Origin of the sequence: Paenibacillus sp. ATY16 (assembly GCF_003399985.2) — a bacterium.
Lineage (GTDB): Bacteria > Bacillota > Bacilli > Paenibacillales > Paenibacillaceae > Pristimantibacillus > Pristimantibacillus glycanilyticus.
Genome location: NZ_NMOK02000002.1, coordinates 299260 through 313679, shown reverse-complemented (window position 1 = coordinate 313679; position 14420 = coordinate 299260). Strand labels below are relative to the sequence as shown.

Below are 14420 nucleotides of genomic sequence, written 5' to 3'. Positions count from 1 at the left end.
TTACAACACCTCTCCGCTTGTTACATAGTAGTCCGCGTTAACCGCCTGTTCAGCCGGGCTCTTCCGTATGCCAAAAACCGCTTCCGCAGCGCGGATCGCCTTAAGGCACGCTTTTGCTTTATTAACCGTCTCCATATATTCGCTCTCCGGAACGGAGTCCCATACGATCCCTGCTCCGCTCTGCACATAGGCTTTGCCGTTCTTGAACACAATGGTCCGGATTGTGATGCATGTATCCAGCGATCCGCCAAATCCGAGATAACCGATTGCCCCTGCGTAAGCGCCGCGCGCTTCGTTCTCAAGCTCGGCGATAATTTCCATCGCCCGAAGCTTGGGAGCGCCGGATACCGTCCCAGCCGGCAGACAGGACAGGAAAGCATCGAAGAAGTCTTTGTCCTCGCGAAGCTTGCCGGATACGTTGGACACGATGTGCATGACATGCGAGTAACGCTCAATCTCCATGTAAGCGTCGCAGCGTACCGTGCCGAATTCCGACACGCGGCCGATATCGTTGCGTCCAAGGTCAACCAGCATCAGATGCTCCGCCCGTTCCTTCTCGTCGGCGAGCAATTCCGTTTCAAGCGCTTTGTCTTCCTCCGGCGTCTTGCCGCGCGGCCTAGTTCCGGCGATCGGGCGTGTCTCGACTTTACGGTCGCCGTTAACCTTTACGAGCGCTTCAGGCGATGTGCCAACGATCACTTCATCTCCCATTTTCAAATAGTACATATAAGGAGACGGGTTCATCGTGCGAAGCACGCGGTATACGTGAAGAGGATCAACCTCGGTTTCGATGCTGAAGCGCTGCGACAAGACGACTTGGAAAATATCGCCGGCTCGGATATATTCCTTCGCCTGATCAACGTTCGAAATAAACTGTTCTTTCGTCAGGTTGGACTGTACATCGCCAAGCTCGGGATCAACCGGGATCGACGAACCCGATGTTACAGGAACCGTAATCGGCTGCTGCACGCGTTCGATTGTTGCCTCGATCTTGGCTACCGCACGGTTATAAGCCTTCTCGATATCCGCGTTGGTAGCCGCATGAGGAATATGAACATTCCCGATAATTTGCAGCTGCTGCTTGAAGTGGTCAAATACGATAACCTGGTCGCAGAACATAAATTGCAAATCATTCATTTGCAAGTCGTCGATGCGGTGCGCCGGGAGGTTTTCGTAATATTGGAGCAAATCGTATCCGAAGTATCCGATCGCACCGCCCGTAAACGGCGGGAGCTCCGGAAGCGACGGGCTGCGGAAGCCGCGCAGCTGAGCCTTCAAGAGCTCAATCGGCTTCTCGTCGAACACTTGCTTCTCTCCGTTATGCTCCAGTACCATCTTGCCGTTCTTCCCGTAGAGCATCATGAAAGGATCTGTCCCGATAAATGAATATCTCGCCCATTTCACTCCGCCCTCTACGCTCTCAAGCAGGAACGCGTGCTGCTCCTTCGCAAAATGCTGGAACAGCCTGATTGGTGTTTCCGTATCCGCAAGCATATAGCGTACGATCGGAATAATATTGTATTGGTCGGCCAGCTTCGTTACTTGCTGCAATTCATTTGTCATGGGGGGTTCCTCCTCTTGGTACTCGCGTATGGGTTAGAAGGGCATTAAAAAAGCCCCTGCCGGGAGCAGGGGCGTTGAATGTATGGATGATGACAAATAAGATTGCGAACAAAATAAAGAATAGACCTAAGGCGCACGATAGTTATGCTATCTGCTACGCTTAGCTGCGGTAATCAAGCCTTCTATTCTCAACTGTCCTGCACTCGTCTCTGCTTAACTCATCTCAACTCAACTAAAAGCCTGCTACCTAAGGTGAAACATCCGCGCCATCCTGTGATGACGTTTCAAGTTTCATTCTAAAAAACCTGTCTTTTAACTTGCTACTCTTCTCTTGCCTAACTATTGTTAGTACCCAATATACTACCGATTAGGCCACGCGTCAATCAGGATTTTGACAAATCCGGACGAAGCACGCGCGCGCCTCCAAGATAGACGTGGTTAATCTCGGCTTGAGTTTTGTCCGTATTCAGATGAATCATAAAACGAACGCAGCGCTCAAGGCTGCCTTTCACCGGCACTTCCAGCGCGCACATTAAAGGCACAAGATCCCAGCCGCTCATCTGACGGATCGCAATAGCCGGGAATGTAGCGTCCAGGTCTTGCGTAACGGTAATAAACACGCTCGCAATATCATCCGGTACGATATCGTTTTGTTTCACAACCTCTTGCAGCAGCTCAAGCGTTGCCTGTAAAATGGGCTCTTTCTCATTTACGTCAACGGTAATGGCACCGCGAATCCCTCTAACTGTCATCCCTTTTACGCCTCCAGTTTCAATTGCTCAACGATGTCCCTTACCCATGCGGACTGAACATCCTTCTTGATTTCCACTTTGCCGATCTCGGTTGGCACTACGAATACCATCGTGCTCTCGCTGAATTTCTTGTCATGCATCATCGCGTCCATAATCGCATCCACGTCGTAATGCGCAGGAAGCTTCACCGGAAGACCTACCTTGGACAACACGCGCTTCGTGGTCGCATACACCTCTTCCGGCGCGCCGTAGCGCAATCCCAGTCTCGCCGAGCCGATCATGCCGATGGAGATGGCTTCCCCATGCAAAAGCTCGCCATAGCCGGCTACCGCTTCCAGCGCGTGGCCGATCGTATGGCCAAGGTTCAGAATCGCGCGCAGGTCATTCTCGCGCTCATCTTGAGAGACAACGGCTGCCTTAACGCTGCAGCCTTTGTAAAGGGCGTAGCCAAGCGCATCCGGTTCAAGCGCGAGCAAGCGCTCCGCATTTTCTTCGCACCATGCCGTAAATTCCGCATCCCAGATTAAACCGTGCTTCACAACTTCCGATAAGCCCGCGCTGACATCCCTCGGAGGCAGCGACTGCAGCGTATTCAGATCGTAAAGCACCATCTCGGGCTGATGGAATGCGCCGATAATGTTCTTCGCAAGCGGATGATTCACCGCTACCTTGCCGCCAACGCTTGAATCGTGGGCAAGAATCGTTGTTGGAATCTGCACAAACTTAACGCCGCGCATATAGGAAGCTGCCACAAATCCGGCAAGATCCCCTACAACGCCGCCGCCAAGCGCAACGATCGTCGACTTCCGGTCAAGGCCGGCTTCAAGCGCTTTTGTCACGAGGCTTTCCAGCATGGAGAGCGATTTGGAGCTTTCGCCAGCAGGAACAACCGTGCTAGCTACTGTAAAACCTGCTTCACGAAGCGTACTTTCGAGCGGCTCCAGGTATTGAGGAGCAACATGTTCGTCCGTAATGATAAGCATCGGCGATTTCAGGCTGATCTGATGCTTCTTGAAATAAGCTGCCGCCTCCTGCAAAAGACCTTCACCGATATAAATGGGATAAGAGCGTTCGCCTAGCTCAACTTTCAGTTCGCGCATGATCTCTACCATCCTAACTGTTCATATTCCGGGCTTTTTATGTAAACATCTTTGCTCATTATAGTACAGGCTTCTGTCTTTGACAAGAAAAGCGGCACCTCTTAAATGCAATAAAAAGGCGGATGCCAAAGCCATTTCTGGCCCCGGCATCCGCCTTTCGGGCGGCTATGGAAAGCGTTAGCTGTTCACAAAGCGCTTGCTTGTTTCCCTGTCTGCCTTCACTGCCATCTGACTCATCAGATTAGGGAGTTGACGGCTGTCCAAACCGAGAATTTGAGCGCATTCTTGAATGGATATGATCCCGCTTCGGTAAGCATGAATCACTTGTCGCTTGTCCATTTTCATCCTCCAATTAAAGATCGGTTGTCCTTAGTATTGGAGCGGATGGAAATCGGTATACATTAGCCGGTAATTCTTCTGTAGAAGAAGGTATCGGCCGATTCAAAGCCGTATTGCGAAGGAGAGAAAATCTGCTCGGTGCTTCCGACGAACAGGAGTCCGCCGGGCCGAAGCGCGCTTGCGAATTTCTGATACAATAAGTGCTTGGCTTCTTCCGTGAAATAAATCATGACGTTCCGGCAGACGATCAGATCGAAGGACTGCTCAAAGGAATCGTAAAGCAGATTCTGCTGTTTAAACGTAATCGCGTTTTTAAGCTTTTCCGATACCGCGTACATTCCATGATCCGGCTCGAAATACTTCTGCCTGTAGGCAGCCGGAACATCCCGCAAGGATCGTTCCAGATACTGCCCTTCCTTCGCTTTTTGCAATACAACGGAATCCAGGTCAGTCGCCAGTAAAGACGTTTTGGCAAGAGCGTCAAGCTCCGACAGAATCATCGCGATCGTGTACGGCTCTTCCCCCGTCGAACAAGCGGCACTCCATACCTTTAACCGCTCTCCCCGCTGAAGCATTTCCGGCAGGAAGCGGCTTTGCAGCACTTCCCACCGGTTCGGGTTCCTCCAGAATTCGGACACGTTAATGGTCATCCGGTCCAAAAATTCGTTCAGCAAACTCCGGTCCTGTTCGATCGCTTTCCAGTAAGCCTCAAACGTCTGGTAGCCGTGCTTCTGGCGAAGCGTCGTCAGACGGCGCTTCATCTGGGCTTCTTTGTACTGCGACAAATCGATATTGGTTTTAGCCTTCATTCTTTGGATAAAAAGATCGAAATCCAGATCCACCGGCATGGACGCCTCCTGTTGTAACGACAGCGTTATGTATGGCTTAGATCCAACGCTGCACGGTATGTTCGTATTCCACCAGCTGCTCGGGCGAGAAGAAATTAGCGATTTCCCTTGCGGCGCTTTCCGGGGAATCCGAACCGTGAATCAAATTCAAATTCGTATGTACGGCAAAATCCGAACGAATCGTGCCTGGCAATGCATCTACCGCATCCGTCTTGCCAATCATGGCGCGAGTTAGGGCAATCACGTTATCCCCCTGCCATACCATGGCAAAAACCGGCCCGGCGGTAATAAAGTTCAGCAACGGCTCGTAAAAGGGCTTGCCTTGATGTTCGGCGTAATGGGTTTCCGCAAGTTCTCTGCTCACAACCATAAATTTGGCGGCAACCAGCTTCAAGCCTTTGCGTTCAAACCGCGACACAATCTCTCCGATAAGGCCGCGTTGTACACCATCTGGTTTAATCATCAAAAAAGTTCTTTCCATAACGCTACCTCCTAAAAGAATTGTGTGGAACATTTTCGTAAGCTCTGCTTAACGATTGTGAAACAATTCTTGCTTCGTAAGCATTCGCTAAAAGAATGGTGCGGAACAAATTCAAGCACCGCATCCCCTAGTAGTTACGCTTACCTACGAAATGCGCAATGTCAATCAGATTCTTCTTCGCTCCAATACCCGGTAATCCCTCTAAAGCGGCCAAAGCTTTTTTGACGTAATCATTCGCCAGCTGGTCAGCCAGCTGAATGCCTTTGCTGCTTTTGATCAGCGAAATAGCCGGTTTGGTATCAACATTCCCGTTATGCTCGCGGATAATCCGAATTTGCTCCAGCAAAGGTTCGCGCACCTTGTCATCCTTCAAGGCGAGAATGACGGGCAGCGTAATGTTTCCTTGCCGGATATCCGAGCCCGGAGGCTTGCCGATCTGCTTCTCGGTGCCGAACAAATCCAGCATATCGTCACGAATCTGGAAGGTCATCCCGACATTGTAACCGTAACGGTACAGACGGTTGAGCGTCGCCCGGTCCGCGCCTGCCGCAGCCGCGCCAAGCTGACAGCTGATCGCGATCAGCAGCGCCGTCTTGCGGCGAATGCGCAGCAAATAATCTCGTATCGTTTGTTCGGTATTGAAGAAATACCGGATTTGCTCCATCTCTCCAATGCTCATCTGCACGAGAGATTTCGAGAGCATCTGATGGATAAACGGATCATCCAGCTCTGTTACTATCGTGAGCGCCCTGCCGAAAATATAATCGCCCGTATACATGGCAATCCGGTTATCCCATTTGGATTTGACGGTTAGCTGACCGCGCCGAGTGGATGCATCGTCAATGACATCGTCATGCACCAGGGAAGACATATGGATGAGTTCAAGCGGCACGGCTACCTTCGTCAGTTTATCAAGGTCGTAATGGCCGAATTTGCCCGCAAGAAGCACAAATACGGGGCGCAGCCGTTTCCCCCCTGCCTTCAGCAGGTGAAGAGACGTCTCGCTAAGCAGCTCGTCGCCGAACGAAATGCTTCGCTCCAGCTCTTGCTCGATTCGGGACATATCGCCTTTCAACTTTGCAAAAATGTCTAATAGTTTCATTCTTTCACCTGTTCGGCAGAGTTTCTTCTTTATAAAAATGCAGGTTCACGTCGTGATCGAGCAAGCCAAGCTCGCTGGCATAGCGGAAATACAACGCAAGGCCTTCCTGCTGCTTTGGTCCAAAGTCGTAATTTAGGCAAGTGAAGTACATTTGCCAATAAGCCGGATCGCCGCCAAGCTGTTCCATAGCCTTCTGGATAAGCGGCGTAAGATCTCCTACGCTTTTCTCCTTGCTAGCCGTAAATGCCCGGAACAATCGCTCGAAAGCTTCCGGCGACTGTTCCACCGCTTCCTTGCGGGCAGCTACAACGGCGTACGTCATCGCAAGTCCCGTCCACTGATTCCACACTTCACCGAGATCAATAACGGTCAAGCCTTTGTCTTCCCAAGACTCCCGGATAGCGGGATCGCCGATCAGTAGAGCGCCGTCGGCCCATTCCAGCATCCGGTCAAGATCAGGCTCGGCCGGTTCGTATACGGGATCAAGCTCGTAATACTTTTTCATTAATATTTTAAGCAGGTTGACCGACGTAGCCGACGTTGTCGTAACAGCGATTCGCTGCGGTGACGACTGCCCGATCGGTTGTTTAAGGAATAGAAGGATTGAATTTACTTTACCCTCCGACCCTACCGATAAATGCGGGAGAAGGACATAATCCTTGTCGTTCATCCCGTAAGCAAAGGAAGATACGGCCGAAACCTGGATCTCCCCTTCGCGCAGCAACCGGTTCAGTTCCGCCGGCACCTTCAGCACGATATCGATGCCGGCATGCTCGGTATAATCCTCTAAATAGTGAAAAAGCGGCCATGCGTTCGCATAATCAATCCGGCCTACTCGGAGTGGATTCAGTCTGCCCGTCATGTAAGGTCATCTCCCCATCTTCTGAATAATTGATGCTCGATCGACATGCTATCGAGCACTTTGCCGACAAGGAAATTAATCATTTCATCCATCGATTGCGGTTTATAATAAAAGGCCGGCATTGCCGGAATGATTCTTACCCCAAGCCGGGCAAGCGTAAGCATGTTCTCCAAATGTATAGCATGCAGAGGCGTTTCGCGCGGAACAATAATAAGCTTGCGACCTTCCTTCAGCATGACGTCCGCCGCGCGTGTCAGCAAGTCGTCCGAAATGCCTCGCGCCATCGAGGCAAGAGAACCCATCGAGCAAGGCACAATCGCCATGCCTTCAACCTGGAAGGAACCGCTTGCGATGCTGGCGCCGATATCGGCATTCGGATGGAAGACCAGTCGGCCGGCCGTTACGGCTTCTCCGAACCGATGCTCCAATGCAGCTTGGCGGCGAGATGTATCCCAGCCGAGTTCTTCTTTCAATACCCGCCATCCCGCTTCCGTCACGATGACATGAACGAGGTAATTCGCTTGAAGCAGTTCTTCGATCAACCGGATTCCGTAGATAGCCCCGCTAGCCCCGGTTATTCCGACTACCCAGCGTTTAGGTCTTGTTGCGCCGCTTGCTTCTACCATTGGTGCACCACCAGCAGATCAAACATCGCGAATACGAACAACACAACGCTCAGCGTTCCGTTCATGCCGAAGAAGGCAATTTGCACGCGGGACAGATCATTTGGTCTTACCAGCCAGTGCTGGTAGAAGAGCATCAGAATCGATGCGACCGTGCCAATGAGGTACACCCAGCTCAATTCGGTCATCCAGAACAAAGCGAAGAACCCTATTGCCGTTATTACATGGAAGCCTCTAGCGATCCACAAAGCGCCGGAGAGACCAAATCGTGCGGGAATCGAATGAAGTCCGCTGTCGCGGTCATACTCGTAATCCTGCGTTGCGTATACGATATCGAAGCCCGCGATCCAAAGGGCTACGGTGAAATACAATACCCATGCCGCGGCATTCAGCGACCCCGTTACGGCAACCCAGCCCCCAAGCGGAGACAAGCCGATCGTAAGTCCAAGGAATACATGGCAGAGCCAGGTAACTCTTTTCATATAAGAATACAGAACCAGCATCACAACCGCAATTGGCATCAGCTTCATCGCGATGGGATCCAGGTTTGCCGCTGCTATAAACAACAAAGCAAAGGAGACGATAATAAATAAGATAACCTCGAACGATTTCAATAAGCCTGCCGGCAATGCCCGCTGCGCCGTTCTCGGGTTGGCTTTGTCGATTGCTTTGTCGATAACCCGGTTCAGGCTCATGGCCGCGCTGCGGGCACCAACCATCGCAAGCGCAATCCAGCCAATCTCGCCCCAGGAAGGCAATCTCTTCTCAACCGCTAACGTGCCGAGAACGGCTCCCAGAAAAGCGAATGGAAGAGCAAATACGGAATGTTCAAATTTTATCATTTCCAAAATAATGCGTAGTTTGCGAATCATTGCTGCGATTTCTCCTTTGTACCGATGTGAAGTGCCGCGATTCCGCCAGTAAGCGGATAGGCTTGTACTTCACGAAGCCCGGCTTGCCGGAATAGTTCGGATAACTGGTTGGCGTCGGGGAACAGCTTCAAGGAATCCGGAAGCCACTTGTACTCGTCAAAGCGCTTCGCCACCCATTTGCCGAGCATCGGCAGCATCCGTTCAAAGTATAAGTAATACATGCCTTTGAAAGGCTGCCACAACGGCTTGGAAAGCTCGAGGCATACCACCTTGCCGCCCGGCTTCACGACCCGTTCCATTTCCTTCAGCACCTGTAGGTAATCCGGAACGTTGCGAAGTCCAAAGCCGATCGTAACAAAATCGAAGGAATTATCGGCAAAAGGCAGCTCCATCGCGTTGCCCTGCACAAGCGTGATCTGCTTATTCAAGCCTTCGCCCTTCACCTTGACGGTACCGACGTCCAGCATGTTCTGGCTGAAGTCGAGTCCCGTAACCTGACCCGTGCCGCTTGCTTTCGCAAGCGCTATCGTCCAGTCGCAAGTACCGCAGCACAAATCCAGTGCGGTCTGACCTTGCTGCACGCTCATCTTGCGCATCGTAAATTTCCGCCACGCCTTATGCCTGCGGAAGCTGAGCAGATCGTTCATCATATCGTATTTGGGCGCTATGTTCTCGAATAGCGCATGCACATGTTCTTTCGAGCTGGAGCCTGAACTTGATTCAGAGCTTGTGTTTGCATTCATCTGTCATATCCCTCGTTTCGTTAAGCCCTGGTGCGGGCTGCCATCTTCTCCAGGAAGGAATCCGCCAATTCCTGAATGACGTTCTTCAGCCGGTCGGACTCCAGCTTTGCCGCCGTGCTGCGAAGACTGTCCGATGCGGCTTTCAGCTTGGAGACCAGGCTGCTTTGAAGCTCGTATTTGCCCCGCAGGTCATGAATAAACGAATGCTCCGTCTTCCGGGAGAGGCTTTGCTGTTCTTCCGGCGTGCCTTCCTGCATGACATGCCAATAAGCCCAGCTTTGATAAAACCGGGATGGTGAATCAAAGCGATTCATTTCATCCAAAACCGTCTCGCAACGGCTTACATCCTCCAGCATCTCCGGCCAAAGCTTCACGAACGCGCCTTCCATCATACCGCTGAACAGCTGGAACATCTCGCTCCTCAGCTCCGTCAGCTTGTTCAAATACTCTTCGGCCTTCAATTGGGATTTCTGCATCTTGGTATAAAGATCCATCTTTAATCGGTTTACTTCGCATACCGCGGCGCTGATCTTGGATACCATTCCGATCTGCCCGGCTTGAGACAAAAGCTGATAGAAACGGCTGCTGAAGTAATCGCCGGCCAGTACCTTCAGCTGTCTTGACCTCATCTCGTTCTCTGAGCGCCGGGTTTCCTCCGTGTCGATCAGGTCATGCGTATCCATCCCCAGCTGTACCAGCGATACAACAAGCGAGTAGAGTTCGCTCTTAGGCTCCAGGGATTCATGCTCGCTTAACACGGCATGAAGCAGCCTTAGCCTCGGGTCGGGAAAAGCAGGCAGCTCGGTGTAAGTTTGAATCATGTCATACTCGACATACTTGGATGCGAGTTCGTTGATACGATAAGGTTTCATGGGGTAAGCCTCCGAACAGATATTGCCGCTAAATAATCTAAACTATTATAGCACAACTTTAGGTCATGAGCATACGAAACAAGCCGCCAAGGTCAAATTGTTCAATATTTGGCTACAACTCCGTCAGGAAGCTGGAAGGGGTGCGGTAGAATAGGTATCAATTGGTCCCAGCCTCTCCTCGAGCAAGGAGGTATACGCGATTCTCAGACGCTTCCTCCACAGCTCGTCATGCAGAGGATCGGCGTCGCTTAACTCGTTAAAGTTCTCGCCAAGCCAATTGTCATTTCTGCGGACATCTGCCGCAAACAGCAGCTGGCCGTCCGATTTGGAGTCGACATAGCGGATCAGCAGCCGATTTACGTTTTCCATCTGGTCGAAAGACAGTCTGATCAGTTTCTCCATGTCCCTGTACCAACGCTCCGTCTGCTTCTCGTCGTCCGCGCGCATTTCAACGGTCAGCACGGCCTGGGTCCACTGTACCTTGCCTACTCTTCCGGTCAACTGCAGGCCAACGATGGCATCAACCAGATTGCTGCTTGTCAGCCTCTTCATCTCGGAGGGATGAAAGACGGCCACCTCGCCTTTTCCCTTACCCGGACCGATTCCGGAATGAGGCATTAGGCCAATCACCGCCGTTACCGCAAGCGCCGCTCCCAGCGCCGTCAAATAGGCCTTTCGCATAACGGAATCCCTCCGATCCTAGTAAACGCTCCAAAAATCCCTTATATCCCATTTTACAACCGATGCTGCCAAGCTATGCACAAAAAAACTCCCAACGCGCATATTATGCGCGAGGGAGTTTGTCCGAGCAATGTTTTACTGGTCTGTATCCACCGTACCGTGCTTGGTCATGACGGAAGCTTTGCCGCGGATTTTGACTGCCGATGTATGATCCGTAAATTGAACAACCAAGATTTCATTCTTGTCCAGCTTCTCCGTATGATGGAACTTGGTATCCTGACCACGCGTGAGGCCAATCACCTGAACGCCTTGATCCTTCGCTTTGATAACGATGTAATCGCCTTGATTCGGCTCCATCTTAACCCTCCTAAAAAGAATTGTCACACAATTTGCTTCCTTTCAGCCAATTGTGATAATTCTTACTTCGTAAGCATTCGCCGCTCACCGCGATGACTGCTCTAGCATCGGGCTCGATTATACTATAGACCGGCTCCGACATGCAAGACTTGGCAATACGACCGAAAAACGAAAGCGCCCGGACGCGTTGGCGTTCGGGCGCTATACGAAAGCAATTAATTGGAAACGAGGTCTTTAAGAGATTTGCCAGGCTTGAATGCAGGCATTTTGCTTGCAGCGATATCAATCTCTTCGCCTGTTTGCGGATTGCGTCCTTTACGGGCTTGGCGTTCGCGAACTTCAAAGTTACCGAAGCCAACCAGTTGTACTTTGTCTCCGCTTTGAAGGGCATCGGAGATGGCTTCGAATACGGCATCAACCGCTTTCGTTGCATCCTTCTTCGACAGATCGGACAGTTCAGCCACTTTGTTAATCAAATCGGTCTTGTTCATTTGTTTCACCTCCCCTAAAGGCAAATGAAGAGTCATCTTATCCCTCTTATTTACTGAAAACTTGAAAAATATACCTCAACATCAAACAAACTTATAGTAATACAGCCGATTTCCAATTTCAAGTAGCCTATAGAGGTTCCGCGTACTTTCATCCATTTTTCTTTTTAGCCGCTTCGTCTTCTGGACAAATGAATAAAGGTAACGGCAAGCGCAAGGACAAGAACTACGCCTTTGACAATGTCGTTGGCATAGTACTGTACTTTCATCATCGTCATGCCGTTCAGAAGCACGCCGATCAGGATCGCGCCAAAGAACGTACCGATTACGTTAGGACGTCCCGCGCCAAGCACGGAATAACCGATAAAGACGGCAGCGACCGATTCCATCATCATCGGAGCGCCGGCATCAATCTGGCCCGTGCCGACACGCGCCGCATACAGAATGCCGCCGATAGCCGCAAAAATGCCGGAAGCGATGTAAGCGAACGTACGGATACGGCGCACACGAACGCCGGACAGCCGAGCAGCTTCTTCGTTGCCGCCCGTTGTATACATCTGGCGTCCCCAGCGGGTGTATTTAAAGAACAGGTGAACCGCGATAACGGCAATGATCATGAGCACCACCGGAACCGGAATGCCAAGCAGCTTGCCTTGGCCAAGCCACAGGAACGACTCGCTGAACTTGCCCGGGGCGGTAGATCCGTCAGGCATCGGCATGTTGTTGTAGATCGAATAACCTTTTGTATAGGTCTTATGGATGCCGCCAACGATGTACATGACCGCCAATGTGGCCAGCATGTCCGGAATGCGGATTTTGACGATCAGAAGCGCGTTCAACAAACCTACCAATGCGCCAATCAATAGAGCAACAATAATAACGACGACAACCGGCTGCTCGTACCAGACCATGAAGGCGGCCGTGACAACCGTCGTCAACGATACGGTAGAGCCTACCGACAAGTCGAAGCCGTCAACCGTCAGAGAGAAGGTTACGCCAATCGCAACAAAGGTCGTAATCGAAATAGACCGTAAAATATCCGATAAATTCGCGTACGTAAAGAAATGCTCATCCCACATCGAGAAGAATAGGATGACTAAGGCAATAACAAGTAATGATCCGAATTTAAAAATGAAATCTAGTGACTTCTCTCTCATGCCTGCTCCTCCTTGCCGCCGCTTGCATAAAGCATCAGCAGCTCTTGCGTGGCTTCGCCCCGGCCAAATTCCTTCACTATTGCGCCGTCGCACATGACGAGGATTCGGTCGGCGATACCCATCGCTTCTGCAAATTCACATGTTAAGTAAACAATTGCTTTTCCTTGCTCGGCGAGTGATCCGATAATCCGGAAAATATCGCTTTTTGCGCCGATATCCACGCCTTTTGTCGGCTCATCGAACAGGTAGACCTCCGCACCGGTGGGAAGCCACTTGCCTATGGAAACTTTCTGTTGGTTGCCACCGCTCAGCTGACCGGTTTTCTGATTGGGAGAAGAGGTCTTGATCCCGAGCTTCCCGATAATCGCGGCAGCGTTGTTCGACTCTTTCTTCCCCGACAGGAACCCGCTTCTCGTCAGCAGCTTCAGAATCGGCAGGCTTAAGTTGTTCTGAACCGATTCTCCTACAAGAATGCCCTGTTTCCGCCGTTCCTCCGGCACCAGCACAATGCCGCCGGCTATGGCATCCGCCGGTTCGCTGTTGTTAACCGCCCTCTTCGCGATGGTCACTTTACCCCTATCTGCCTTATCGGCGCCGAACAAAACTCTCGACAGCTCTGTCTTGCCTGCTCCGACTAGACCAACAATGGCAACGACTTCACCGCTGCGGGCATTAAAGCTTACATTGCGGACATGATGGGCGCGCGTAACGCCCGACACCTCAAGAAGCGGATCACCGATCGGAACCTCCGTTTTCGGAAATTCTTCCTCGAATACCCGGCCCAGCATAGCTTGGACTACGTCATCAATCGTTAACGATGAAGTGGACTCGGTCAACACGCGCTCACCGTCGCGCATAACCGTAATGCGATCGCAGAGCTGGAATACTTCCGGAAGCCGGTGGGAAATAAATACGATACCGATTCCTTCCTCTTTGAGCTGCCCGATAACACGGAATAACCGCTCCGCTTCTTCCAGGCTCAGCGGTGCGGTCGGTTCGTCGAAAATAACGTATTTTGCTTTCTCCGTCAGCAGTCTGGCAATAAGCACAAGCTGCTTCTCGGCGAGCGTCAGCTCCCCTGCCTTCTTTTTGACCGGAATCGATGCGCCAAGCCGCGCCAGTGTTGCTTCCGCCTGCTTCTCCAGCTTGCGCCAGTTCAGCCATAGGCTGCTGCCTTTGCTGGAAATGCTGTCAAGCATAACGTTCTCCGCCACGCTCAGCTGCGGAACAAGAGCCGTGTCGACTTCCTGATAAACACAATGGATGCCCAAATGTTTGGCATCCCCAGGTGAACCAATATGAACTTGCCGCCCGTCGATTGTAATCGTGCCTTCGTCTTGGCTGTAAGCACCCGATAAAATTTTCATCAGGGTACTTTTACCTGCGCCGTTGGCACCAAGCAGCGCGTGAACCTCGCCGCTTAGCAGGTTAAATTCGACGTCGCGGAGGGCGGGGACGCCGGAAAAGGCTTTCCGGATCCCCTTCATTTGCAATTGCTTTGCAACACTCATGTTGTGCACCTCTCCAGCGTTTCGTTAAAGACTAAGCAAGAATGGCGTCGCCATTCTTGCTTCGCAAGC

General features: G+C 51.5%; 17 protein-coding genes. All 17 read right to left on the bottom strand.

Going from position 1 to position 14420, the window contains the following annotated elements:
* Nucleotides 1-1563, bottom strand: a complete 1563-nt coding sequence (gene trpE, locus CFI03_RS02345) for an anthranilate synthase component I (RefSeq protein ID WP_248756346.1) — start codon at nt 1561-1563, stop codon at nt 1-3.
* 383 nt (nt 1564-1946) lie between these two features.
* Entirely contained in the window at nt 1947-2315 is a 369-nt protein-coding gene (gene aroH / locus CFI03_RS02340; RefSeq protein ID WP_127494152.1) for a chorismate mutase, read from the bottom strand.
* Between the two features lie 5 nt (nt 2316-2320).
* Complete coding sequence (aroB, locus tag CFI03_RS02335; RefSeq protein WP_248756345.1) at nt 2321-3415, bottom strand: 3-dehydroquinate synthase; 1095 nt, start codon at nt 3413-3415, stop codon at nt 2321-2323.
* 177 nt (nt 3416-3592) lie between these two features.
* Entirely contained in the window at nt 3593-3754 is a 162-nt protein-coding gene (locus CFI03_RS02330) for a hypothetical protein (protein WP_164775437.1), read from the bottom strand.
* A gap of 62 nt (nt 3755-3816) precedes the next feature.
* Nucleotides 3817-4602: a CheR family methyltransferase gene (locus tag CFI03_RS02325; RefSeq protein ID WP_283094377.1), complete on the bottom strand. Its 786-nt coding sequence runs from the start codon at nt 4600-4602 to the stop codon at nt 3817-3819.
* Nucleotides 4603-4639: 37 nt separating this feature from the next.
* The gene (gene ndk, locus CFI03_RS02320; RefSeq protein ID WP_248756344.1) at nt 4640-5083 is read right to left on the bottom strand and encodes a nucleoside-diphosphate kinase; all 444 of its coding nucleotides are present in this window, start codon (nt 5081-5083) and stop codon (nt 4640-4642) included.
* 127 nt (nt 5084-5210) lie between these two features.
* Nucleotides 5211-6185, bottom strand: coding sequence for a polyprenyl synthetase family protein (locus tag CFI03_RS02315; RefSeq protein WP_248756343.1), 975 nt, complete (start codon nt 6183-6185; stop codon nt 5211-5213).
* Between the two features lie 4 nt (nt 6186-6189).
* Nucleotides 6190-7047 (bottom strand): menaquinone biosynthesis protein, encoded by an 858-nt coding sequence (locus CFI03_RS02310; protein ID WP_248756342.1) that lies wholly within the window; start codon nt 7045-7047, stop codon nt 6190-6192.
* Nucleotides 7044-7673: a UbiX family flavin prenyltransferase gene (locus CFI03_RS02305; RefSeq protein WP_248756341.1), complete on the bottom strand. Its 630-nt coding sequence runs from the start codon at nt 7671-7673 to the stop codon at nt 7044-7046. Before CFI03_RS02305 ends, CFI03_RS02310 begins: the two co-directional genes overlap by 4 nt.
* Nucleotides 7667-8542 (bottom strand): UbiA-like polyprenyltransferase, encoded by an 876-nt coding sequence (locus tag CFI03_RS02300; RefSeq protein ID WP_248756340.1) that lies wholly within the window; start codon nt 8540-8542, stop codon nt 7667-7669. The genes CFI03_RS02305 and CFI03_RS02300 overlap by 7 nt, the downstream gene beginning before the upstream one ends.
* On the bottom strand, nt 8539-9285 hold the full coding sequence (locus tag CFI03_RS02295) for a demethylmenaquinone methyltransferase (RefSeq protein WP_248756339.1): 747 nt from the start codon (nt 9283-9285) through the stop codon (nt 8539-8541). The genes CFI03_RS02300 and CFI03_RS02295 overlap by 4 nt, the downstream gene beginning before the upstream one ends.
* 20 nt (nt 9286-9305) lie before the next feature.
* The gene (locus CFI03_RS02290; protein WP_248756338.1) at nt 9306-10157 is read right to left on the bottom strand and encodes a heptaprenyl diphosphate synthase component 1; all 852 of its coding nucleotides are present in this window, start codon (nt 10155-10157) and stop codon (nt 9306-9308) included.
* Nucleotides 10158-10280: 123 nt separating this feature from the next.
* Nucleotides 10281-10838, bottom strand: coding sequence for a hypothetical protein (locus tag CFI03_RS02285; protein ID WP_248756337.1), 558 nt, complete (start codon nt 10836-10838; stop codon nt 10281-10283).
* A gap of 135 nt (nt 10839-10973) precedes the next feature.
* Nucleotides 10974-11195: a trp RNA-binding attenuation protein MtrB gene (gene mtrB, locus CFI03_RS02280; protein ID WP_127494174.1), complete on the bottom strand. Its 222-nt coding sequence runs from the start codon at nt 11193-11195 to the stop codon at nt 10974-10976.
* A gap of 215 nt (nt 11196-11410) precedes the next feature.
* Nucleotides 11411-11686 carry an HU family DNA-binding protein gene (locus CFI03_RS02275; RefSeq protein ID WP_127494178.1) on the bottom strand — a complete coding sequence of 92 codons (276 nt, stop codon included), beginning with the start codon at nt 11684-11686 and terminating at the stop codon, nt 11411-11413.
* Between the two features lie 164 nt (nt 11687-11850).
* Nucleotides 11851-12840, bottom strand: a complete 990-nt coding sequence (locus tag CFI03_RS02270) for an ABC transporter permease (protein ID WP_201003558.1) — start codon at nt 12838-12840, stop codon at nt 11851-11853.
* Nucleotides 12837-14351, bottom strand: coding sequence for a sugar ABC transporter ATP-binding protein (locus CFI03_RS02265; RefSeq protein WP_248756336.1), 1515 nt, complete (start codon nt 14349-14351; stop codon nt 12837-12839). Before CFI03_RS02265 ends, CFI03_RS02270 begins: the two co-directional genes overlap by 4 nt.
* Nucleotides 14352-14420 lie beyond the last annotated feature (69 nt).